The organism is Enterovibrio nigricans DSM 22720, from assembly GCF_900167155.1.
Taxonomy (GTDB): Bacteria; Pseudomonadota; Gammaproteobacteria; order Enterobacterales; family Vibrionaceae; genus Enterovibrio; species Enterovibrio nigricans.
This window is the reverse complement of the sequence record NZ_FUXU01000019.1, coordinates 32138-53582: the sequence shown is the minus strand read 5'-3', so window position 1 is coordinate 53582 and position 21445 is coordinate 32138. Positions and strand designations below refer to the sequence as shown.

Here is a 21445-nt window from a genome sequence, read left to right as displayed (position 1 = left end):
TGTAACTAACTTATGCTTCTTGAGCTTCTAATTTGGTTTGTGCTTCTTTCGCTTTGTCGTTTCCGAATTTCATAAACATCATCATTGAGCCGATAACTACAGCGATTGCCAGCAGTCGCATTGGTGTCACTGATTCGCCCAGAGCAAATACCGCCAGTACGAACGAAGACAGTGGCATCAGATTCAGAGCCATACCGGTACCGTCAACACCAACACGTTCCATCGCATAAATGTAGATAAGGTAGCTGATGCCTGAAATACCGACACCCAGAATCGTGATACACAAGATGCGCAGTGGTGAACTAAAGATGCCCAGCGCAGAAGACAGGTCTGCACCGGTGAACAACAAGTACATGCCAAAGCCAATTGATGCGAATACGAATTGGTGGAACATGGTCGCTACTGAGCCGTATTTCTCTGCCAGTTCTGCACGTGCATAAGCCATGGTTGCAAAGCTTGCGGCACTACCGAAACAAATCAGGTGGCCGATGTTGAAACCGTTGGTTTCTGAGCTAGGGTCCATCACCAGAATCGCAACACCGATGAATGCACCGAGTGCTGACAGCATTTGCAGGTTATTGAAGCGTGCACCGTGGCGAACAAAGCCAACAGTTAAGATCAAGATTGGGATCAAGCCTTGAATAACACCGTTTTCAGATGCGGTGATGTAATCCAAAGATAAGAAGGATAGGAAGCTAAATGCGCCTTGGCCGATGATGCCACACGCGGCACTCCAGAAAATGTCGTGGCGGTTTTCCCAGTTAAGTTTGAAGTCGCGTTTTTTCTCTACTTTGCCTGTCGCGATGCCGACGTTAAGAATGATAGCTAGCGTGATAAATGCAACGGTATAACGTGCCCAAACAAGGACTTGAGGATCCATAACTTCAAGGATAGGTGTACCGACGATCCATGGAATACCCCACAGTAAGCCGATGAAAATTGCTGCTGCCCAACCTATTGCTGTACGGTTCATAATCTATTTCCTTTTAAATCGATAAATTTGAGACGAGCACCCCCGCAAGCACCGAAATGCCAGTATTAGAGAGGAGGTGAGGAGTGCTCTTTAACCGGTAGAGCTAAATCTTGTTTCTGAACGGTGCGACGTTACGCCGCGGTTTCGACACCTTCGCCTTCACCATCTTTTAGGGCGTCGATCATTGGGTAAGGCGATGCGTCTAGGTTCAATAGACGGCCGTAACCTGGGCATGATGCGATGTTCCCGGACAGATGCATGGCGTGCCAGAACATGGAGGAGTTGCTGCACACGACTGGAATACCGAAACGGTCTTCGATTTCTTGAATGTGGTCGAGAACACGTAGGTTGGTGCATGACATGAACACTAAATCTGCGCCGGAGTCTGGCAGTAATTGCTCCAATGCCTCCAGCATAGATTCGCGTGAAACCGTGGTAATGTCGGTATCGCGCTCAATGCCTAAAGAACCCAAACGAACGACGTCAAAGCCCGCATTGGTTAGCTGTTGGTACAGAGGAAAGTTCACATCGGTTGGGTAAGGCGAGAAGACCGCTATCTTCTTCGCATCAAGGTGTCTAAACGCAGCTTGCGCTGCCGTCCACGGGTTGGTGGCTGGAATATTGCCACGGTTTTTCGTCAGCAATTGTGCGACACGATCTTCGCCAATGATGATAGATGCAGAGGTACAGCCAAATGCCATCACATCCATTGGCAGGCCGTAAGCAATCAGGTCTGATGCCTCACTAATGCCATTGGCAATGTTGTCCAAAGCTTCTGGTGTCATTTCACTGCTGTAAAACACGCGGCTGCTGAACACGGCGGCTTGTGTGCCAATCAGTTTCGCCCAATCCATTTCCAGAGAGTGATCAGTGCTTAGTTGAACCAGTCCGATGTGCGTGCGGTTGATACGCGGTGCAGCTTGGTAAGTCAGAGGAATCTCGAACGTTTTAAATTCTTCTACAGTTTTCATAGGGTACAGCGTCCAAATGTGGGCCGACATAGGGGGAGATCGGCCCAAGTTATTATTTTTATTTAGATTTGTTTTTATTTAATGATGATCAGTTCTGGTTCAGCGCGTTCGCTCAGCCATTCCGCACCATTCTCAGTGATCACGATGTTTTCTTCGTGAACCATTGATTTGCCTGGTGCGTAAACCATGCCCGGCTCTAGCGTCATCACCATGCCTGGTTTCAGTAGGGTATTGTCAGTTGCAGTGTTAGATGGGCGTTCGGTCAGCTCCATACCCAGACCATGACCCAAGCGGCCTACGTCGTTACCCAGCGCACCGTTTGCTTCCAATACTTTCCACATTGCGTTGTAGATGTCAGAGGTGGTTGCACCTGGACGAGCAGCTTCAAAGCCTGCGGTGGTTGCATCGTAAACTGCGCGATAAGCATCTTTGGTTTGCTCGCTTGCAGAGCCAAATGCCCAGTTACGGTCGAAATCTGAGAAGTAACCATCGCGCTTAGCACCGGTATCGATGATCAATACGTCGCCGTCTTCAATGATGCGATCCGTCGGACCCATGATAATGCTGTCGTAACCGTCCGGACCTGAGCCAGCAATAATGTATGGACACTCATCGGCGCCCTCTAACAGCATGTCGATACGGAATTGCTTACAAATTTCACGCTCTGACATACCTGCTTTTGCATACTCAGGCACTTTGGCAAAGCCGACATTGGTAATGCGGCAGATTTCTTTTACTTTCGCGATTTCTGCGGCTGATTTTACTTGGCGGATTTCGTGCATTTGCAGAGAAACGTCCACAAACTCTTTGCTCACCATGGTGGTCAACTTGAGGTAGTTGTTCACTGGCATACGAAGGTGTGACTCAATGCCCAATGTTGCGCCAACGCGGCCAAAGCGAGCAGGTAAAGAGTTTAAATAGCCTGCGACGAGGGTGATGCCGTCGTCTTCAGGGCGTGGAGATGGCCAAGTGATGATGTTATCTACCCATGTACCTGCCATGCCACTTGCACCGATCTCTGGGATGATTGCTGTTGGCTTACCTTCCGCAGGGATCACAACGAACCAAGGGCGAGTTGGGCTGTGCCAAAACTGGGTGAAGAAGCCTGTGAAGTAACGAACGTTTGGTTCGGTAGTCAGGATCATCGCATCCAGTTTCATCTCACGCATCATTTGTTGAGCACGAGCGGTACGTTGTTCAAATTCCGCTAATTCAAAGCCACGGGCTAGATAATCAATCATTTCAGTATCCTTCTACACTCATTATTTTAGTTACACAAAGTGAACTTAACTGAAGGTTTGGTTCACTATCGGTAACGTTATGCTGAGCAGTTTACGAATAATTGAGTTAAATAATGTGACCACTCTCTCGCGATTCACTAAAGTTTACTTAAGTGGCCTTTCTTTGTTTTGGATAGTGATTTTGGTCAACATATTTGAACTTTGCTTGTTTTTTATGTTGATTGGAACGCAAATTTATCGTCACATAGTTACCGAAAGTTAATTGTTCCTGTTGAGAGAAAGGCAATTTCTCTACTTTTTGAAGTTAACTTAAGTTAACCATTGGAATCACAGTCACCATGATTAGTATTAGTGAATTAACCACAAAATTTACATCTAACGATCGCGAAAAGCTGGCAGCCTATTTTCGTTTGGCTGACACCATTGCTGATTTTGTGGGGCCGCACTGCGAAGTGGTCATTCACTCATTTGAGAGTTTGGAAAAATCTGTGGTGAAGATTGTTAATGGTCACCACACGGGACGAGAGGTGGGATCACCCATTACTGACTTGGGTTTGCGCATGCTAAGTGCGTTTGAAAAATCGGGAAATGTCACGCCAAAGAGTTATTTTGCCCAAAGCAAAGAAGGGGCCTTGCTCAAATCTACGACCTGCATTTTGGAAGGAGAACAGGGCAAACCTATCGGCATGTTTTGTATCAATATGAATTTGTCGTTTCCGTTTCCTGAAATCATTAAGACCTTAATGCCAGATGTGAATAACACGGCGGTTTCAGTCAGTGAGAACTTTAGTGCTTGTGCAAACGATGTTGTTGCACAGGCACTTGACCATGCGATGTCAGAAGTAGAAAAAGATCTCTCTATCAACGCAAAAAGTAAGAACAGGGCGATAACGAAACTGCTGTTTGAAGGCGGCATTTTCGAGCTAAAAGAAGCAACAGCCATTGTTTCAGAACGGTTAGGTATCACTCGCCATGCGATTTATAAATACTTGCGCGAGTTTAAGTCATAAATAATTGAATAAGAGAAAAGCATCATGACAACTAAAACTAAAATCCACACAGATTCTGCGCCAGCTGCAATCGGTCCATATTCACAAGCAATGGGCTTCCAAGATCTGGTGTTTACTTCTGGTCAACTGCCTCTGGACCCAGCGACCATGGCGTTTGTGGAAGGCGGCATCAAAGAGCAATCTCGTCAGTCTCTTGAGAACCTAAAAGCGATTCTGGAAGAGTCAGGCGCGTCAATGGAAACGGTGCTGAAAACGACGTGTTTCCTGTCTGATATGGAAAACTTTGCCGCATTTAATGAAGTGTATACTGAAGTATTCGGTACAGAAATGGCACCTGCTCGTTCATGCGTACAAGCTGCACGCTTGCCAAAAGACGCGCTGGTAGAAGTGGAAGCGATTGCGTTTATCAAACGTTAATCACACGCGTTAGATTTATCGGCGAGCCTTAAGATTTGGCTCGCGTATCTTCTCTCTTGTCAGAAGTAATCGCCATGTTGAAAGTCACTGAAAATAAATATTTTACCGGTCAAACAAGCAAAGTTTTCTCTGCTGAAGTTGCAAAAGAAACGCGCGCCTTCCACCAACAAATTGAAGGTTATGCGCCTACGCCTTTGGTGTCATTGCCAGAACTTGCTAAACGTCTTGGCGTGAAAAGCATTTTGGTGAAAGACGAATCTAAACGTTTTGGTCTGAATGCATTTAAGGTACTGGGTGGTTCTTACGCGCTCGGCCGTCAATTGGCAGAACACCTTAATGTAGACATCAGTGAAATTGACCTGAAAACAGTGTCGTCCAAGCTGGAAAAACCGCTTGTATTCGCAACTGCAACAGCGGGTAATCACGGTACCGGCGTAGCGTGGGCTGCAAGAGAGATGGGTCAGAAAGCGGTTGTTTACATGCCAAAAGGCTCACCACAAGCAAGCGTCGACCGAATTCGTGGTCTGGGTGCTGAATGTATCGTGACTGACGTGAACTACGACGATACAGTACGTTTGGCGAGCCAAACCGCAGACGAAAATGGCTGGATGCTGGTTCAAGACACTGCATGGGAAGGTTACGAGAAAATCCCAACATGGATTTCTCAAGGCTACATGACCATGGCGGATGAAGCGGTTGAGCAATTAGAAGAACAATCTACACACGTGCTGCTTCAAGCGGGTGTCGGTGCGATGGCGGGTGGCGTCTTAGGCTATCTGGTCGATAAACTGGGCGCGGAAAGCTTTAAAGCGATCATCGCAGAACCAGTGGCGGCAGATTGTATTTTCCGCTCTGGCGAAGAAGGGGAAATGGTCAATGTTTCCGGTGACCTGAGCTCTATCATGGCCGGTTTGGCGTGTGGTGAACCAAACCCGGTGACGTGGCCAGTGCTTCGCGATTGTAGCCACACGTTTACGTCTGTTGAAGACAAAGTAGCAGCAACGGGTATGCGCATTCTGGGTAACCCGCTGAAAGGTGATGAAGCTGTGACCAGTGGTGAATCAGGCGCAATTTGCATGGGCTTGTTGTACCTTCTGCTGAAAGATGACACCAACAAAGCATTTGCAGAGCAAATGGGCTTGAATGAAGAGTCAGTCGTATTGCTGTTCAGCACGGAAGGTGACACCAACCCAGATCGTTACCGTCGTATCGTTTGGGAAAGTGAATACGCGCTGTAAATTCACGCACCCAATCTTAGAATCTAAAAAGGAGACCTTAGGTCTCCTTTTTTTGTTGTTTTGTCCCGCTACTGTTTTTCTGCAACGCGGGAAATATTGCCTTTCGGCGAGGCAACGTTGATTAAGTTCCCGCATAGCATCAGAGCAGCCCCTGCCAATAACGCTACTTCAAACGGCTCTGTGTAGAATAGAACTCCCACGATGGCGATAAGAGGTAATCGCAGAAAATCCATGGTAACTACGACGGTTGCTTCTGCATTTTGCATCGCTTTGACGATACTGAAATGCGCAATGAGAGAGGTTAGAGCGATGGCTGCCAGCCAAAACCACTGTATCCCTTCTGGCGTCTGCCAGTTGAACATGGCAAGTGTGAATCCTATGGGGAGCTGAATTAGGCTCATGTAGAACAAAATGGTGAGCGGATGCTCAGTCGAGGAGAGGGATTTTGTACAGGTATGGGCAACGGCATAGCAAATAGCGGCGGCGAGTACAATTAACGAAGCAACATCAACGGCTTTCATACCAGGCTGAACGATAATTAGAACGCCAGAAAAACCGAAGGCAATAGCGAGCAATTTTTTAAAGGTAAGCTTTTCTTTGAGACAAAGTGCGGCAATCAGAGCTGTCCATAATGGGACTGTAAATTTTAGTGCAAAAATTTCCGCCAGAGGCAAGAGACCAATACCAATAAACCACGCCATTTGTCCGAGAAAATGAACGGAGTTGCGCACGCCATGAAGTTTGAGCTTTTGCGTATAGAAAAGGCCAGTTTTACGAGAAGCGAGCAGGATACTGGTGATGACAATAAGACCAATAAAGCTTCTGAAAAACAGAACCTGAAAGGTATCTACTTCGCTGCTGAGCTCCTTGGCTGCAACAGCCATCAGACAAAAAGACGCAAGTGCAACAGACATCCATAAAACGGCTTTATATACGATGACGAACTCCTTTTCTTGGGCTAGATGCAGTCTGGACGCTTAGTCTGAGAGATCCGTTGATGGAATACAAAATACTGATAAAACAAAGCCGCCCGAGTTGGGCGGTTTGCGATTTAGCGCGTGAATTTTAGCGTAGAACCTTACTCAAAAACGATTGTGTTCGTTGATGGGTAGGAGCACTGAAAATCTGCTCTGGCGGCCCGCTTTCGACGATTTCACCGCCATCAATAAACAAGACGCGGTCAGACACTTCTCGGGCAAACCCCATTTCATGGGTAACGATCACCATGGTCATGCCGGCTTTGGCCAATGACTTCATCACATCCAGTACATCGCCGACCATTTCTGGATCTAGTGCTGACGTTGGTTCATCAAACAACATCAACTCAGGTTGCATCGCCAGTGCGCGTGCAATCGCAACACGTTGCTTTTGACCACCGGATAAGCTAGAGGGATAAGCTGTTGCTTTGTCTGAAAGCCCCACTTGTGCCAACAATTCTTTCGCCTTGGCATCCGCTTCTGATTGCGTCATCAATTTAAGTTTCACTGGTGCCATGGTGATGTTTTGCAGGACAGTTTTGTGTGGGAACAAGTTAAAGTTTTGGAAAACCATACCCACGCGTTGACGCAGCTTGTTGATGTCAGCACCAGGCGCTGTGATGGCGTCATCATCAATAAACACATCGCCGCCAGTTGGAACTTCCAGCAAGTTCAGACAACGTAAGAAAGTGCTTTTACCGCTGCCTGAAGGGCCGATTACACTGACAACTTCACCTTGATTAACTGTCTCCGTTATCCCCTTAAGAACAGCATGGTCCCCAAAGCTTTTTTGTAGATTGTTAACTCTAATCACTTTGCTTCAACCTATTTTCAAATTTGCCCAAGAGGAAGGTAAAGGTGTACGTCAGGATTAAGTAGATGATTGCACAGGTAAAGAGCGGTGCAACGTCTTCAAATGTGCGGCTTCGAATAATTTCACCTGCACGCATCAGATCAACACCACCGATAAAGCCGATAACGGCGGTTTCTTTCAACAACACGATAAATTCATTGCCCAGTGCAGGCAGAATGTTTTTTAGTGCTTGAGGGAAGATAACATCCTGCATCGCTTGGCTATGAGATAAACCCAAAGAGCGAGCTGCTTCCATTTGTCCTTTATCAACCGCCTGAATACCTGCACGGATGATCTCAGAGATGTACGCGCCGCTGTTGAGGCCAAAAGCAATCACTGCGGCTGTTATTTTATCGACATCCAATGATGCAAGAATAATGAAATAGAGAATAACCAATTGAACGACAACTGGTGTACCACGGATAACGCTAACGTAAATGTTGGCCGGCCATGTCAGGTACCATTTTCCCGACATTTTCATCAATGTGGTACAAACACCGAGGAATGAGCCAAGAATGATGGCAAAAAAGGTCACCAGAAGCGTGACTTTTAAGCCATTGAGGATCAGTAGAATACCGATCATGCCATCAGAGCCGATGGGCGTAAATAACGAATCTATAATTGCTTGCATCAATACTGCTACTTCATTTTACGCCTTCATCGCAAGAGAGGGGAGGCTCTTACGATGAAGGCTAGGATGGGGATTTACTTAATGTGTTTCGACAAAAGCGCGTCGAAGTCACCGTTGGCTTTCATTGAGGCCAGTGTCGTGTTGACTTGCTTGAGTAGCTCAGCATTGCCTTTTGCCATTGCCAAACCGTAGTACTCAGCATTAAACGGCAGTTCTTGGAGTTCCAGTTCTTGGTTTTTCTTCAACAAGTTAGCGGCAGGTGCTTTATCAAACAGCATCAGATCTACGCGACTATTTTGCAGTTCCATCATTGCTTCAAACCCAGTGTTGAAAGCGACGACTTGGTCACTAAATTCTTTCGCCATGATGTCGCCAGTGGTACCCAGCTGGACAGAAATTTTCTTCCCTTTTAGATCGTCAATCGATTGGATTGTGGTATTACCTTTGCGGGTAACGACGACCTGAGTTGCTTCATAGTAAGGGTCAGAGAAATCAACATTGGCTTGGCGCTCAGGAGTAATGGTCATGCCTGCTGCAATCATGTCGATGCGGCCTGCATTGAGGGCGACGATAAGAGAATCAAAAGACATGTCTTCGACTTTCAGCGTTTTACCATTGTCTTCAGCGACTTTTTTTACGATGTCGATATCAAAGCCCATGATTTCGTTGCCACTTTCTCCGCCAATGTACTCAAAAGGAGGAAATGACGCGTTAGTACCGACAACCAAAACATTTTCTTCTTCGCCACAACCCGTCAGTGCTGCTAACGAGAATCCAAGTACTGCAATGATTTTTTTCATAAATTGCTCTCTAAATGAATACGTTATGACCTGTTGATGACTATAATTCAATTCAAATCATTGTGTAAATATAAATTCACTTAAAATGCTAATTTATTCAATTGGTGCAGTTCTTTATATCATTTAAATGCTGAGTTGATTTGCATATAACTATTTGTATATAAAAATAAATTTATATGAATACCATAAATTGGAAGTTATTTAGATAGTGATTTCTCACTAATTATTCGAATTTTAATGGTTTTGATTGGGGAGGTATTTGCAACGTGAATAAGTGGGGGGTTTAAAGTGAAATAAGAGGCGGAAGAGTTTGGAAATCAATGAGTGGCTTGGCGGTTATTTGCGGTGTGTTAGCGAACAGTGAAAAGGGCTGGAAGTGTTGTCCTTTTAGAGAGGAAATATCGATCAGTGAATCGAGTGCATAAAAACGTGCGATGTAAGTTTTTGTCTCTTTGGGAAGAGAGAGGGAGGTAAAGTGCGCGTTATTTTGACGATTTATCGCGCGCTGCACTCGGCCTTCTCCAGCATTGTAAGCGGCGAGAGTGAGTGTTTCATTTCCTTCAAATTTCCGGTAGAGAAAGGCGAGATACTTAATCGCGGCTTCAGTGCTTGCGAGCTCGTCAAAACGTTGGTCATCTGTTTTCGACACGGAGAGACCAAAGCGAGTGGCGGTGGCAGGCATGAGTTGCCATAAACCGGCTGCATTGGCGTGAGAAATGGCCTTGGCATTGAATGAAGACTCTAGCATAGGAATCAGCACAAACCGTTCAGGCAACGCGTATGTATCGAGCTTTTTTAGGATGTAACTGACTAATGGGGAATGGGTGGTGAACCGTTGATGTATTTGAGATTGGTAAGGAAGAAGGATGTCACGTTCGGCGGCAACCGTGTGGCTTTCAGGTTTGGCTGACACGGTGCTGGAATAAACAATGAAGAGCCCTCCCATTACACAGCGTACCAAACAGCGAGAACGTTGAATGCTCTTCAAGGTGATTACAGTCTTTCTTGGTAGGTATCGCTGGCCGGCTCAATCACACTCGCGATCATTTCGTGAAAGGTGGCCGTCGTTTGCCCATTTTCATTGTTGTAGTGCTGACAGTGTTCAACGAGACGTTGTAACGTTTCCCATTGGTTTTTTGCTTGCTGTCCGAGAGCGGGTGGCAACGCATTCATTAGTCGCGTAACACCTAATCGAGAGCCGCCAACGCCCAGCTTATTTAAGCAGTCATGTCTTTCTTTGGCCGACGCAGCAAGTTCGCTAATCAGAGGTTGCTGATCGGCAATATTGCGCTTCAATGCTTCTGCATCAAACGTCACATAAAGCACACGCTGATGTTTTAGCAACTCCAACAGTTGTTGGTAGAGTCGAATGTCGCGACCTATTGTTTGTAGGAAGTGCTGAATAAGTTGCGAAGCGTTTAGAGCCATTGTGCGTTCCTTGTTTGGGTTTATTCTCTTCCGGTATGGAACATCATTACCGCTTGCGACAAGGCCTTCATATCCAGATTCAATTCACCACGATGTAACGCACTGCGAACGGCCTCTACCTTTGCCATGTCAATATCAGCGAGGCTTGAGAGGTCTTTCTGTGCTTGCTCAATAGCGGCCGTATTGACGTTAACTTGCGGTTCAACGGAGGCAGGACGTGTCGGTGTTTCTAGCTGTTTATTTGACGCTTGGTTAAGCGAACTTTGGGGTACATGGCCACCGGCGACTTTATCGATTTTCATAATCATCGTCCTTATTCATCAGTTAATACGTTACTTACTGGATGAATGCGACCACTACAACACATGCATTAAATACCAGAAGAGAAATTTTTGGTCGATTGTCTTTGTACACAAAGAAGGATGTTTCTTTCGAGCAAGAAAATGCAGAATTGCCAACCTCAGTCCAAAAATAGACTTTTTTAACTGTTTGCGTGTATTAGAGGGTTTTTAAGTATTGGCGGGGTGTTAAGCCAAATGTTTCTTTGAATTTAAGCGAAAAGCGCGCCTCCGATTGATAACCACATCTGAGTGCGAGATCGATCTGGTTACGATGTTCTTGCATGAGGGAAAGGGCATAAACCATTCTGACGTGCGTCAAAATGTGTCGGAAAGAGGCATCTTCTGCTGCCAGTTTTCGAGTGAGTGTTGCTCGGCTCATGGAAAAGTGCTGCGCCACGGTTTCGATCGGGTGTGCATCACCGGGGTTAACACTGAAATATTGCGCCAGCCGTTCTTTTAATGAACGATTGCCGCCTGGGAACAACAAATAGAGCTGATTCATTTCGGCTAACTCTTCATAGAAGCCTTCAAGAAAGCGGCGTTGAGCGTGTTGCGAAAGCCCTTTTTGGTTCATGTCAAAAAGTGTATTGAAGCAAAAGGCCAGCTGCGGGGTAACGGTAATTCTCGGCTCATCATTCAATGCCTCTTTCTGAGAACGCGCCAGCAGTTCATTGGAAGGTGGCGTGAAGAAGGTGAGCGTGCGTGAATAGAAATCCGCATGTTCGGGTACATTTACGAACGTTAAATAGTGACTGGCTGGGATCACCAGCCAGTCTTTGGGCGTATAGCCACGTGAGGTGTCATGCCACCAAAGTTGTTTGCTGCCTTGGTTGACCCAAATGATGGTAGGTGCATAGATATAAACATTTCGTAGAGGCTGTTTGAATTGTCCTCGAAACTGTCCTGCCTGTACAACCTTCATCATTGTCGTTTTCCTCACTCATTCACATATGTTGCCGTTAGCGTTGCTTTACCCAGTGCTGAACTGTTTAGCATGTATCCGACTATGGCATTTGATGGATTTTCAGGTAACGCCAGTTTTTCAGTTGGTAGTGCCCAAACGGTAAATTGGTAACGGTGCATACCATCGCCTTTTGGCGGACAAACACCACCAAATCCCTGTGTGCCATAGTCATTTTTCATCTCAATAGCATGTGGGATTTTGCCTGAAGCCCCTTGTTTCACGCTATGTTGGGAAGCGGGAATATCGACAGCCACCCAGTGCCACCAACCACTGCCCGTCGGTGCATCAGGGTCGTATGCGGTGATTGCGAAACTTTTAGTGCCTTTAGGTGCATTGCCCCAGCTTAATTGCGGGGAAACGTTGTCGCCATCACACCCAAAGCCTTGGAATGCAAATGTATCGCTCATTCGGCTGCCTTCTTGGATGTCACTGCTGGTCAATGTCATAGCATGTGCGCCGAAAGACAATGCAGCAATAAATGGAACAATATATTTAGTTTTCATCATGGTTCTCCTTGTCAGTGTGGGAACCAATATAGAAAAAAATCGCGCTTAATAATTTACAATAAAACTCATTTTGGTGCTAATTATTATCGATTATGAGCTTTGTCGTGATTTTATTTAAAATGCAGTTTCGACCGTGTTTTTTCCGGTGACCACGGCGCGAACGATTTTGTTCGAAGACAGGTTACGTACCTCGATTTGGTCGCCCTTCTTTCCTTCTTCTAATGCAACGCCTTTCATCGAGGCGTGGAAATCCCCTTTGGATGCGGTCAATAGCACTTCATCACCTTTAATGATGAGGGGGATGGACTCCAAGTGCGACGCGTTAAGCATGCTCCCGGCTTTCAAGCGGCGCATTGCTCTTAATCCCTTAATGTCAGAAAGGTCTGTGAAGAACGGGTAGCCTTTATTTAGGGTATGCCGCTTTAACGACAGGGCTGATGGTTTAAGTGTTTCGCCGCGTTGGATGCTTTCGTTCACAAAGACGATTGGCAAGGTCACTGTGCTTTTTATCGAGACATTGATTCGCCAAGGGGAGGTAAGATCATTGCACGATATCGCTCGCTTGAGGTTACCAATTGGTAGCGACTGGTGATCCCTTCCTTCAATGATCATTGGCGATTTACATATTGATAAATGCACGACAGATGGCGGGATTCGAATGCTGGCGTCAACCGAATAGGCAGGCCAATGTTGGCTTTGCGCAATGCTTTCTAGTTCACCTTTGTATGCATGCAATACCCAAGATTCGAGTGATTTTGCGTCGAGATTTTGGCCGTCGTCGGCAAATGCTACGCGTGGTGTTAACGCTGTAAGAAAGGTGAGCAAGGCAAAGGAAAAAAGTTGCTTCCCACCAATAAAACGCACTTCCCATAGGCGGAAGCGGGGCTTCCATTCTTTTGTGTATCTCATTGTATTTACTTGATTATTATTTTGGCACGCAATTTGTTTGTCTCTACCAGTATTCGAGGAAATATGAAGGAGAGACGCATGGCAATCACGTTTGATGATGCGTTAGGTGTGCATCCGGATGCGTTAAATTTTCGCGTTCAGCGTACCAAAGTCCTTGCGAGTAACCTAGCGAATGTTGACACGCCAGGCTATCTCGCTAGAGACCTTAGCTTTACCACAGTGATGAGTCAGCTATCGCCAAATGGGGTAGGGAAACCTCTCCCTCATATGCAGATTTTTGCCCAGTATTCCGTGCCGTACCAGAACAGCAAAAACGGAAACACCGTTGAGCTGGGGGTTGAGCAAGCCAAGTTCACCCAGAACAACATGGATTTTCAAACCAGCCTGACCTTTTTGAACATGAAGTTCAGCGGGCTGGCAAAAGTGATTGAAGGATGTTAATCGTGGCTTTCACCGATATCTACACCATTGCGGGTTCAGCAATGACAGCGCAAACCGTTCGACTCAATACGGTTGCCAGTAACCTTGCGAACGCGGATGCCGTATCGGCAAACCCAGATGATGCTTACAAAGCACTCAAGCCTGTGTTTGCCACTGTATACAGCAACACGCAATTAGTCGCCGGGGAGAACATGTACCCCAATGCCCAAGTTCGAATTGTCGATGTGGTTGAAGGGCAAAATCAGGCTGAAAAGCGTTTTGAACCTAACAATCCATTGGCAAACAACGAAGGTTACGTTTATTACCCAGGCATTGATGTGGTGTCAGAAATGGCCGACATGATGTCAGCAACCCGCTCGTTTGAAACCAATGTTGAAGTCATGGCAAACGTAAAGAGTATGCAGCAAGGGCTGCTTAAATTAGGACAAGGCAGCTAATGAGTATTGCACATTACACCGCACTATCAGCGGACTCGCCAGTAAACGCGCGAAGTGAAGAAGCCGCAGTTTCTGCCAACCCAATGGACATGAACAGTTCTTCGTCACTGCAAAATGAATTTATCACCCTGATGGTGGCGCAAATCCAAAATCAGGACCCGCTAAATCCCCTTGATGGGACCGAATACGTCAGCCAACTCGCGCAGTTTTCGCAAGTGCAGAGCATGGAGAACATGTCTGGACTGATGCAAAACAGCATGGTGCTGCTCGATAACATGCAAGTGCTGTCAACGGCGGGATTGGTGGGTGAAACCGTGTATGTGTCTAGCGACAAGTTTGAATTGGGTGAAGACATTCAAAGCGGAAAAATTGAGCTTGAGCATGCATCGAACCAAGTCACTTTGGTCGTAAAAGACGCTTACGGACAAACCAAAGAAGTTCCGCTTGGCGCGCATGGGGCCGGTGACGTCGATTTTTCCATTGACCCAGAAGAGCTGGGATTGAAACCGGGAGAATACACGGTGTCAGTCAAGGTTCAAGACGGTCAGGACAGCCCGAATATTTTGCTCGCCGGAAAGGTTGAGCAGGTCAGAATTCCAAGCACCGGCGGTGCGGCATTGGTCAACATCACGGGTGTCGGCAATGTTCCTTTCTATCAAATCACGCAGTTTGGCGCATAACCAAGCACGAGTCAGAGGTAATTCATGAGTTTTAATATTGCACTGAGTGGTCTGGATGCGACCAACACAGAACTGAACACCATCAGCCATAACATTGCGAATGCGTCTACGCATGGCTTCAAAGGTGCGCGCACAGAGTTTTCAGCGGTTTACAACGGCATGCAGCCGGGTGGCGTTGAAGTTGCGTCAATTTCCCAGAACTTTGATAAGAATGGCTCGGTATCGGGTACGGGCCGCTCCATGGACCTTGCGATAAACGGCACGGGTTTCTTCGTAACGAAAGATAGTGCAGGCCAGATGGTGTACACACGAGCAGGTGTGTTTGGTACGGATAAAGATAACTTTATCGTGTCGAACATGGGCACCAAGCTTCAAGGTTACAGTGTTGATGGCAATGGCAACCTATTGACGGGTTCAGTGGGTGACATGGAAGTATCTACGTCGTCACTGGCGGCAAAAGCGACCGATAAGTTGGACTTTATCGCTAACTTTGATGCGAGCGCAGAGGCCATCGACCTCACTGCTACGCCGTTTGACCCTAACGATACAGGGACTTTCAATTCTTCATACACATCAAAAGTCTATGACTCCCTAGGTAATTCTCACACTGTCACCCAGTACTTTACGAAAACCGCAGACAACGCGTGGGAAGTGAATGTGCAGGTTGATGGCAGCCCAACGCCCGTTGAAACCATTCCAGTGACCTTCAATGAAGACGGCACACTAAATTCCCCAACAGGCGCGTTTAATATTTCGTTTCCAGCTGCGGGTGCCAACCCGATGAGCATTGATATTGACCTAGCCGGAAGCACACAGTTTGGCGCAACGTTTGGTGTGAGCACCAACAGTCCAAATGGATACACATCCGGCGATTTGGCGGGTATTCGTGTGGAAGATAACGGCATGGTGTATGCAACATACACCAATGGCCAATCTCAGCTTCAAGGTCAGGTTGTGCTGGCAGATTTCGCTAACCCACAAGGTTTGGCAAGCGTGAATGGTACTGGCTGGACGCAAAGCTATAGCTCTGGCTCGCCAATCATTGGTGTGCCGGGTGCAGGTACGCTAGGCGGCCTGACGCCGGGTGCACTGGAAGGCTCCAACGTGGATTTGACGAGTGAACTGGTGAACTTGATGACGGCACAACGTAACTATCAGGCCAACGCCAAAACCATTTCGACCAGTGATCAACTCACTCAGGCTCTGTTTAACGCTATCTAACGGAGTTTGACATGGACAGTTTGTTATTTACCGCTGCGTCAGGTGCCAGCCGCGTTTTAAAAGCACAACACGTGCGATCAAACAACTTGTCGAATGCGGATACCGCAGGCTTTCGCGCGGACATGGAGCGCGTTCAGAGCATGCAGTTGCAAGGGGCGGGTTTTGATGGACGAACATTGGCGGTGACGAACTCTGCAATGACGCGCTTTGACGCGGGTGATGCGGTGAAAACCGGAAGACCGTTAGATGTTGCCATCATGGGTGATGGTTTCTTTGCGGTGCAAACTCCTATGGGAAATGAAGCCTATACCCGTGCCGGTAACATTAACGTCGACAACTTTGGCGCATTGAGTGTTAACGGATTCCCTGTGGTGGGTGCGGATGGTGCGCCGATGGTGTTGCCGGAATTCGAGAAAGTCGAAGTGAGCGAGCGCGGTGCGGTGACTGTATTGCCGCCGGGCGGTGGTGCAGAAATGCAGGTCGGGACGCTTAAGCTGGTTAACTCGGGAATCGACCAACTTCAAAAAGAAAGTGATGGTTTGCTACATAGCCTTGATGGTGCACCGTTCGATGTGGATCCGACGGTACAGGTAGCGTCAGAACATATTGAAAGCAGTAACGTTTCAGCCATTGATGAGCTGGTGGGTGTGATGTCACTGACCCGCAACTTCGAAATGCAAATTCGCATGATGAAAACCGCAGAAACCCTTGCTCAAGCAGGCAATAAATTGATGGCAGCGCGTTAGTCGCTGTCGACAAAGGAGTAGTAAACATGCACTCATCTTTATGGGTCAGTAAAACGGGAATGGCCGCCCAAGACACCAAAATGACGGCGATTTCAAACAACCTCGCGAACGTAAATACCGTCGGCTTTAAACGTGACCGTGTTGTGTTTGAAGACTTGTTTTACAGCATTCAACGCCAGCCAGGTGCACAAGTTGATGACATCAATCAGCTTCCTAGCGGCGTTCAGCTAGGCAGTGGTGTTCGTGTTGTGGGCACACAGAAGGTGTTTACCCAAGGCAATACGCAAAACACCAGCCAAGAGCTTGATATGGCTGTGATGGGACAAGGCTTTTTCCAGATAGAAAACTCAGACGGCGAGATCATGTACTCCCGTAACGGGCAGTTTCATGTCAATTCAGAAGGCCTGATGGTAAACACGCAAGGTCTGCCGTTAGAACCGCAAGTTCAAATTCCAGACAATGCGTTGTCGGTTTTTGTTGGTGTAGATGGTCGTGTAACCGTCACCACGGCGGGTGATCCTGCGCCGCAAGATATCGGTCAGATTACCCTTGCGAAATTTATCAATCCAGCAGGTCTGGAAGCCGTTGGCGGTAACTTGTTCCGCGAAACTGAAGCCAGTGGCATGGCAGAAGAATTGGTCGCAGGTCAAGACGGTGCGGGCAGTATTAAACAAGGTGCGCTGGAAGGCTCCAATGTGCAAGTTGTGGAAGAAATGGTCGACATGATCACCACGCAACGCGCTTACGAAATGAATGCGAAAGTCGTTTCAGCGGCGGATGACATGCTCAAGTTTGTTGCGCAGTCAGTTTAACGGCGGCGTAAAAGGTGTAATGAAATGGTGATGATAAAAAAACGTGCAATATCTGGGTTTGCAAAAAGCTGGGTGTTGCTACTGGCAGTGTTAGCGGGCTGTTCGGCACGTCCTGAATTTGCACCACAAAAACCGGACAGTGCGGATTATGCGCCGCCTGTGTTGGATTACTCACTACCGGAGGCAACAGATGGCAGCCTCTATCGTCATCAATACACCATGACACTGTTTCAGGATCGCCGCGCGTATCGCGTTGGCGATATCCTGACGGTAATGCTGACCGAAGAAACGGAATCGAGTAAGAAAGCCGATACCAGCTACAATAAAAATGCAGGCGTGGGTTTCGTCGCGCCTGTTTTTGGTTCTAACAGCATTGATGCGGCGGTGAATATCGACGCAGACCGTAATTTCGATGGCAGCGCATCGAGCTCTCAAGGCAACAAATTACAAGGCGCGATCACCGTGACCGTGCACGAGGTATTGCCGAATGACGTACTGCGTATCAGCGGTGAAAAGTGGCTTCGCTTGAATCAAGGGGATGAGTTTATTCGTCTTACCGGCATTGTCCGTGTTGATGACATTAACCGAAGCAATCAGATTTCTTCCCTACGTATTGGTGATGCACGCATTACCTATGCAGGACGCGGTGCGCTGGCAGACAGCAATGCATCAGGTTGGCTGACCCAATTCTTTAATTCTCCGTGGATGCCGTTTTAATGAAACAATACAAAACCCTACTGTCTTCGCTTTTGATTTTTCTATCAATGGGGTTATCAACGACGGCACAGGCAGATTCAGAGATCCCCATTATGGATCTGGTTGATATCCAGGGCATTCGCCAAAACCAGTTGGTTGGTTACGGCCTTGTCGTGGGTTTGGATGGCCAGGGTGATCGAAACCAAGTCCAATTTACCTCGCAGTCGATCACTAACATGTTGCGCCAATTTGGCGTGCAGATAGACGCGAATTCTGACCCTAAGCTCCGCAATGTGGCGTCTGTCAGTGTCACGGCGGTTGTTGACCCGCACGTTGGGCCAGGGCAAACATTAAACGTTGTGGTGTCTTCTATTGGGGACGCGAAAAGTTTGCGTGGCGGCACCTTGCTGCTTACGCCAATGCGCGGTATCGATGGGGAGGTCTATGCCGTGGCGCAAGGAAACGTGGTTGTGGGAGGCCTAACGGCGGAAGGGCGCAGTGGCTCAAAAACCACGGTCAATACACCGACATCGGGTCGCATCCCTAACGGTGCCACGCTGGAACGTGAGATCCCATCTGACTTCAATTCAAAAGAAACCATCACACTGAATTTGCGCAAAGCGAGCTTCACAACAGCGAAGAATATCGCGCGAGAGATCAACGATACCTTCGGGCCAAATGTGGCCACGGCCATCAATAACGGCCGCATTGAAATGCTGGCACCGAAAGACACACAGCAACGCGTCATTATGCTGTCGATGTTAGAAGAGATGCGTGTAGAGGAAGGCCGGAAGCCCGCTCGCGTGGTGTTTAACTCCCGTACAGGCACCGTGGTGATTGGTCAAAACGTTAAAGTGGGTGAGGCGGCAGTCAGCCACGGAAGTTTGACCGTCACGATTTCTGAAACCCAGCAGGTGAGTCAGCCGAACGCGTTTGCCGATGGAGAAACAGTAACCGTCGATAACTCAGAAATCGACATTGATGAAGCAGAAGCTCAGATGGTGATCTGGCCAAAAGGCACAGAACTTAGCACCATCGTCAATGCGGTGAACAGCTTAGGGGCAACTCCCACTGACCTGATGTCAATTCTCCAAGCCTTGCACGAGGCTGGCGCATTGAACGCAGAACTCGTCGTGATTTAAGGGCAACGCAATGAACCTAGATGGATTAAAAGAACAAGCGCAGTGGTCTTCCATGTTGTATCACGACAATAAAGCCCTAACGAACATCAAACACAGTAGCGATCAACAAGGCGCGTTGGAGCAGGTGGCAGGGCAATTTGAAGCCATGTTTCTGCAATTGGTTTTGCGTCAGATGCGCAGCAGCAGCGATGCGCTAGCAGACGAAGATAGCCCGTTTTCCAGCCAGCAATATGGCGTTTTTCGCGACATGTACGACGGGCAATTGGCGATTGAAATGGCAAAGAAACAACATGCCGGCATTGCCGATATGTTGGTGAAACAACTGGGGCCTTCTGTTTCTCCCTTTGCGGCGTTCCCAGCAAATTCAGAGCCATTGACACCGGCGAAAACGGACTCCGTCAATACCGCTGTACTCCGCGAATTCATTGCGCCAGCGGCGAATGATGCATCCTGCGTAATCAAAGCGGAATCAAGATCACAATCACACATCGCGCCTGGATTTAATGGCTGCAACCTGGTTAATAATCCGGACTTAGAGGTCGCCTCTATGAACAAACAGCAGGTTGAAGTTGCCGTAAGCACCGCGTTTGCCCAACCGCTAATCAGAACTCTGGAGCCGTAAATGAACCTCGTGAATATTGCCATGTCTGGCCTTAATGCGAACAGTGTGGCGTTAAGTGTCACGGCACAAAACGTTGCCAACATCAATACTCCTGGATACAGCCGCCAGCAAGCCATGATGGCATCTGTGGGTGGTTCAGCGTCAGACAGTCTCAGTGCTGGCATGGGTGTTGAGGTCACCAGCATCCGACGTGTCACCGACGATTTCTTGGTTAAACAGCTTTGGTCTACGAACAGTACAGCGTCTTATGCCGCGCGTTACTCGTCGAGCATGAGTCACTTGGAAAACACCTTAGGGGCTGATGGCTTTAGTTTATCAGCGGGTCTGGACTCCATGTTTGCGGCATTGAATGAAGCGACAACGAAACCTGAGTCACAGCCATTGCGTCAGCAAATCATCAACGAGGCGGAAGCATTGTCTCGTCGTTTTAATGCCCTGAACGACGCGATGCACAGCCAACATAAAGACATGCACGATCAGCGAAATGCAGCGGTTTCTCACGCGAACAGTTTGCTAAACAACATCGCCGATCTTAACAAACAGTTGATGGAAGCACAGGGAACGGGCGGAAGCTCTGCACAGCTTTTAGATACCCGTGACATGTTGATTGGTGAGCTTTCCAAAGTCATGGAAATTAAAACCACCGAACAACCCGATGGCTCGTTGCAGGTGACGCTCGCCAGTGGTCAACCGCTTGTGATGGGTGGTGAAGCTGGGCAGTTAAAAACCGTCTCTCATGCCGACGACGCCTACATGGCTGATCTTTACGTGGAGTTTGGCAACCAATCATTCGCAGTGAACGATTCTGTAGGTGGTGAATTGGGTGCGTTGAATGACTATCAAGCATCCGTCCTCAAACCGAACCAAGTGGCTATCAATGACATGGCCAAGGCACTCGCAGACGAGGTCAACGCCGTTTTAGCCACGGGTAAAGACTTGAACGGAAATCCCGGTCAGCCGTTATTTACTTACGATCCTGCCAATCCAGCCGACAGCATTACGGTCACAGACATTTCAGCCGAAGAGTTGGCGTTTTCTGCCGATGGCACCGCGGGTAACAGTGATGTTTTAAAAGACCTGATTGAACTGAGCAATAAGCCTGTATCCGTCACGGGGTTTGGCAATGTTTCACTGAATGATGCTTTCACCGCGATGGTGGGTGAAACCGCGATTAAATCGCGCCAAGCCGCTGCCGATTACGAGGCAAAAGCGGCAATGAATAAAGAAGCACTGACCCAGAGAAATAATCTCAGTGCCGTCAGCAGCAATGAAGAAGCCGGCAACTTGATGATGTTTGCCAATGTCCACAATGCAAACATGAAGGTGATCAGCACGGCAAACGAGCTGTTCAACTCTGTGCTTCAACTGTTTTAAGGATCGAGACTAACC

Annotated in this window: 26 protein-coding genes; 13 read left to right on the top strand and 13 right to left on the bottom strand. The window is 47.7% G+C overall.

Features of this window, described 5'->3' with window-relative positions; all coding sequences use genetic code 11:
• Positions 1-10: 10 nt before the first annotated feature.
• The 3 genes from B5D35_RS09390 to B5D35_RS09380 all read right to left on the bottom strand — a co-directional run bounded on the left by B5D35_RS09390 (position 11) and on the right by B5D35_RS09380 (position 3185).
• The gene (locus B5D35_RS09390; RefSeq protein WP_078752328.1) at positions 11-973 is read right to left on the bottom strand and encodes a DMT family transporter; all 963 of its coding nucleotides are present in this window, start codon (positions 971-973) and stop codon (positions 11-13) included.
• Between the two features lie 131 nt (positions 974-1104).
• Positions 1105-1944, bottom strand: coding sequence for a maleate cis-trans isomerase family protein (locus B5D35_RS09385; RefSeq protein WP_170915157.1), 840 nt, complete (start codon positions 1942-1944; stop codon positions 1105-1107).
• A gap of 74 nt (positions 1945-2018) precedes the next feature.
• Positions 2019-3185 (bottom strand): M24 family metallopeptidase, encoded by a 1167-nt coding sequence (locus tag B5D35_RS09380; RefSeq protein WP_078752327.1) that lies wholly within the window; start codon positions 3183-3185, stop codon positions 2019-2021.
• A 338-nt stretch (positions 3186-3523) separates the two neighbouring features.
• On the opposite strand from B5D35_RS09380, the gene B5D35_RS09375 reads away from it, so the two are divergent.
• The 3 genes from B5D35_RS09375 (at position 3524) to B5D35_RS09365 (ending at position 5850) form a co-directional block, all read left to right on the top strand.
• Positions 3524-4195: a helix-turn-helix transcriptional regulator gene (locus B5D35_RS09375; RefSeq protein WP_078752326.1), complete on the top strand. Its 672-nt coding sequence runs from the start codon at positions 3524-3526 to the stop codon at positions 4193-4195.
• Between the two features lie 24 nt (positions 4196-4219).
• Positions 4220-4612, top strand: coding sequence for a RidA family protein (locus B5D35_RS09370; protein ID WP_078752325.1), 393 nt, complete (start codon positions 4220-4222; stop codon positions 4610-4612).
• A 74-nt stretch (positions 4613-4686) separates the two neighbouring features.
• Positions 4687-5850 carry a diaminopropionate ammonia-lyase gene (locus B5D35_RS09365; protein WP_078752324.1) on the top strand — a complete coding sequence of 388 codons (1164 nt, stop codon included), beginning with the start codon at positions 4687-4689 and terminating at the stop codon, positions 5848-5850.
• Positions 5851-5918: 68 nt separating this feature from the next.
• On the opposite strand, the gene B5D35_RS09360 is transcribed toward B5D35_RS09365, so the two are convergent.
• The 10 genes from B5D35_RS09360 to flgA all read right to left on the bottom strand — a co-directional run bounded on the left by B5D35_RS09360 (position 5919) and on the right by flgA (position 13259).
• Positions 5919-6788: a DMT family transporter gene (locus tag B5D35_RS09360; RefSeq protein ID WP_332870310.1), complete on the bottom strand. Its 870-nt coding sequence runs from the start codon at positions 6786-6788 to the stop codon at positions 5919-5921.
• 127 nt (positions 6789-6915) lie between these two features.
• The gene (locus tag B5D35_RS09355; RefSeq protein ID WP_078752322.1) at positions 6916-7641 is read right to left on the bottom strand and encodes an amino acid ABC transporter ATP-binding protein; all 726 of its coding nucleotides are present in this window, start codon (positions 7639-7641) and stop codon (positions 6916-6918) included.
• A complete protein-coding gene (locus B5D35_RS09350; protein ID WP_212567536.1) occupies positions 7634-8311 on the bottom strand; it encodes an amino acid ABC transporter permease in 678 nt (225 codons plus the stop codon). The genes B5D35_RS09355 and B5D35_RS09350 overlap by 8 nt, the downstream gene beginning before the upstream one ends.
• Before the next feature lie 74 nt (positions 8312-8385).
• Positions 8386-9111, bottom strand: a complete 726-nt coding sequence (locus B5D35_RS09345; RefSeq protein WP_078752320.1) for a basic amino acid ABC transporter substrate-binding protein — start codon at positions 9109-9111, stop codon at positions 8386-8388.
• 283 nt (positions 9112-9394) lie between these two features.
• Positions 9395-10057 carry a lytic transglycosylase domain-containing protein gene (locus B5D35_RS09340; RefSeq protein WP_078752319.1) on the bottom strand — a complete coding sequence of 221 codons (663 nt, stop codon included), beginning with the start codon at positions 10055-10057 and terminating at the stop codon, positions 9395-9397.
• Between the two features lie 47 nt (positions 10058-10104).
• Entirely contained in the window at positions 10105-10539 is a 435-nt protein-coding gene (locus B5D35_RS09335; RefSeq protein WP_078752318.1) for a flagellar protein FlgN, read from the bottom strand.
• A gap of 20 nt (positions 10540-10559) precedes the next feature.
• A complete protein-coding gene (gene flgM, locus B5D35_RS09330; RefSeq protein WP_078752317.1) occupies positions 10560-10841 on the bottom strand; it encodes a flagellar biosynthesis anti-sigma factor FlgM in 282 nt (93 codons plus the stop codon).
• 196 nt (positions 10842-11037) lie between these two features.
• Entirely contained in the window at positions 11038-11805 is a 768-nt protein-coding gene (locus B5D35_RS09325) for a helix-turn-helix transcriptional regulator (protein ID WP_078752316.1), read from the bottom strand.
• Between the two features lie 11 nt (positions 11806-11816).
• Positions 11817-12347: a YbhB/YbcL family Raf kinase inhibitor-like protein gene (locus B5D35_RS09320; RefSeq protein ID WP_078752315.1), complete on the bottom strand. Its 531-nt coding sequence runs from the start codon at positions 12345-12347 to the stop codon at positions 11817-11819.
• A gap of 117 nt (positions 12348-12464) precedes the next feature.
• Positions 12465-13259 carry a flagellar basal body P-ring formation chaperone FlgA gene (gene flgA / locus B5D35_RS09315; protein WP_078752314.1) on the bottom strand — a complete coding sequence of 265 codons (795 nt, stop codon included), beginning with the start codon at positions 13257-13259 and terminating at the stop codon, positions 12465-12467.
• Positions 13260-13337: 78 nt separating this feature from the next.
• Here flgA and flgB point away from each other — a divergent pair, with 78 nt between their 5' ends.
• Genes flgB through flgK form a run of 10 tightly spaced genes read left to right on the top strand, consistent with a single transcriptional unit; the run spans position 13338 to position 21430 of the window.
• Positions 13338-13700, top strand: coding sequence for a flagellar basal body rod protein FlgB (gene flgB, locus B5D35_RS09310; RefSeq protein WP_078752313.1), 363 nt, complete (start codon positions 13338-13340; stop codon positions 13698-13700).
• A gap of 2 nt (positions 13701-13702) precedes the next feature.
• Entirely contained in the window at positions 13703-14137 is a 435-nt protein-coding gene (flgC, locus tag B5D35_RS09305) for a flagellar basal body rod protein FlgC (protein ID WP_078752312.1), read from the top strand.
• Complete coding sequence (gene flgD / locus B5D35_RS09300; protein WP_078752311.1) at positions 14137-14817, top strand: flagellar hook assembly protein FlgD; 681 nt, start codon at positions 14137-14139, stop codon at positions 14815-14817. Before flgC ends, flgD begins: the two co-directional genes overlap by 1 nt.
• 24 nt (positions 14818-14841) lie before the next feature.
• Entirely contained in the window at positions 14842-16038 is a 1197-nt protein-coding gene (gene flgE, locus B5D35_RS09295; RefSeq protein ID WP_078752310.1) for a flagellar hook protein FlgE, read from the top strand.
• Positions 16039-16049: 11 nt separating this feature from the next.
• Positions 16050-16784, top strand: coding sequence for a flagellar basal-body rod protein FlgF (gene flgF / locus B5D35_RS09290; RefSeq protein ID WP_078752309.1), 735 nt, complete (start codon positions 16050-16052; stop codon positions 16782-16784).
• Positions 16785-16810: 26 nt separating this feature from the next.
• Positions 16811-17596: a flagellar basal-body rod protein FlgG gene (gene flgG, locus B5D35_RS09285; RefSeq protein ID WP_078752308.1), complete on the top strand. Its 786-nt coding sequence runs from the start codon at positions 16811-16813 to the stop codon at positions 17594-17596.
• Between the two features lie 30 nt (positions 17597-17626).
• Complete coding sequence (gene flgH / locus B5D35_RS09280; protein ID WP_078752334.1) at positions 17627-18313, top strand: flagellar basal body L-ring protein FlgH; 687 nt, start codon at positions 17627-17629, stop codon at positions 18311-18313.
• Positions 18313-19434 carry a flagellar basal body P-ring protein FlgI gene (locus B5D35_RS09275; protein WP_078752307.1) on the top strand — a complete coding sequence of 374 codons (1122 nt, stop codon included), beginning with the start codon at positions 18313-18315 and terminating at the stop codon, positions 19432-19434. Before flgH ends, B5D35_RS09275 begins: the two co-directional genes overlap by 1 nt.
• A 10-nt stretch (positions 19435-19444) precedes the next feature.
• Positions 19445-20056 (top strand): rod-binding protein, encoded by a 612-nt coding sequence (locus B5D35_RS09270; protein ID WP_078752306.1) that lies wholly within the window; start codon positions 19445-19447, stop codon positions 20054-20056.
• Positions 20057-21430 (top strand): flagellar hook-associated protein FlgK, encoded by a 1374-nt coding sequence (gene flgK / locus B5D35_RS09265; protein WP_078752305.1) that lies wholly within the window; start codon positions 20057-20059, stop codon positions 21428-21430. It begins immediately after the preceding gene.
• The last annotated feature ends 15 nt before the right edge of the window (positions 21431-21445 follow it).

Excerpts from the sequence above, each read along its gene's own strand:
- flgK (WP_078752305.1), top strand. The coding sequence starts at position 20,057 with ATGAACCTCGTGAATATTGCCATGTCTGGCCTTAATGCGAACAGTGTG.
- B5D35_RS09270 (WP_078752306.1), top strand. The coding sequence starts at position 19,445 with ATGAACCTAGATGGATTAAAAGAACAAGCGCAGTGGTCTTCCATGTTG.
- B5D35_RS09325 (WP_078752316.1), bottom strand. The coding sequence starts at position 11,805 with ATGATGAAGGTTGTACAGGCAGGACAGTTTCGAGGACAATTCAAACAG.
- flgH (WP_078752334.1), top strand. The coding sequence starts at position 17,627 with ATGATAAAAAAACGTGCAATATCTGGGTTTGCAAAAAGCTGGGTGTTG.
- B5D35_RS09380 (WP_078752327.1), bottom strand. The coding sequence starts at position 3,185 with ATGATTGATTATCTAGCCCGTGGCTTTGAATTAGCGGAATTTGAACAA.
- B5D35_RS09340 (WP_078752319.1), bottom strand. The coding sequence starts at position 10,057 with ATGGGAGGGCTCTTCATTGTTTATTCCAGCACCGTGTCAGCCAAACCT.
- B5D35_RS09335 (WP_078752318.1), bottom strand. The coding sequence starts at position 10,539 with ATGGCTCTAAACGCTTCGCAACTTATTCAGCACTTCCTACAAACAATA.
- flgA (WP_078752314.1), bottom strand. The coding sequence starts at position 13,259 with ATGAGATACACAAAAGAATGGAAGCCCCGCTTCCGCCTATGGGAAGTG.
- flgG (WP_078752308.1), top strand. The coding sequence starts at position 16,811 with ATGCACTCATCTTTATGGGTCAGTAAAACGGGAATGGCCGCCCAAGAC.
- flgD (WP_078752311.1), top strand. The coding sequence starts at position 14,137 with ATGAGTATTGCACATTACACCGCACTATCAGCGGACTCGCCAGTAAAC.
- B5D35_RS09275 (WP_078752307.1), top strand. The coding sequence starts at position 18,313 with ATGAAACAATACAAAACCCTACTGTCTTCGCTTTTGATTTTTCTATCA.
- B5D35_RS09320 (WP_078752315.1), bottom strand. The coding sequence starts at position 12,347 with ATGAAAACTAAATATATTGTTCCATTTATTGCTGCATTGTCTTTCGGC.
- flgB (WP_078752313.1), top strand. The coding sequence starts at position 13,338 with ATGGCAATCACGTTTGATGATGCGTTAGGTGTGCATCCGGATGCGTTA.
- flgF (WP_078752309.1), top strand. The coding sequence starts at position 16,050 with ATGGACAGTTTGTTATTTACCGCTGCGTCAGGTGCCAGCCGCGTTTTA.
- B5D35_RS09345 (WP_078752320.1), bottom strand. The coding sequence starts at position 9,111 with ATGAAAAAAATCATTGCAGTACTTGGATTCTCGTTAGCAGCACTGACG.
- B5D35_RS09365 (WP_078752324.1), top strand. The coding sequence starts at position 4,687 with ATGTTGAAAGTCACTGAAAATAAATATTTTACCGGTCAAACAAGCAAA.
- B5D35_RS09385 (WP_170915157.1), bottom strand. The coding sequence starts at position 1,944 with ATGAAAACTGTAGAAGAATTTAAAACGTTCGAGATTCCTCTGACTTAC.
- flgM (WP_078752317.1), bottom strand. The coding sequence starts at position 10,841 with ATGAAAATCGATAAAGTCGCCGGTGGCCATGTACCCCAAAGTTCGCTT.
- B5D35_RS09350 (WP_212567536.1), bottom strand. The coding sequence starts at position 8,311 with ATGCAAGCAATTATAGATTCGTTATTTACGCCCATCGGCTCTGATGGC.
- flgE (WP_078752310.1), top strand. The coding sequence starts at position 14,842 with ATGAGTTTTAATATTGCACTGAGTGGTCTGGATGCGACCAACACAGAA.
- B5D35_RS09370 (WP_078752325.1), top strand. The coding sequence starts at position 4,220 with ATGACAACTAAAACTAAAATCCACACAGATTCTGCGCCAGCTGCAATC.
- B5D35_RS09375 (WP_078752326.1), top strand. The coding sequence starts at position 3,524 with ATGATTAGTATTAGTGAATTAACCACAAAATTTACATCTAACGATCGC.
- B5D35_RS09390 (WP_078752328.1), bottom strand. The coding sequence starts at position 973 with ATGAACCGTACAGCAATAGGTTGGGCAGCAGCAATTTTCATCGGCTTA.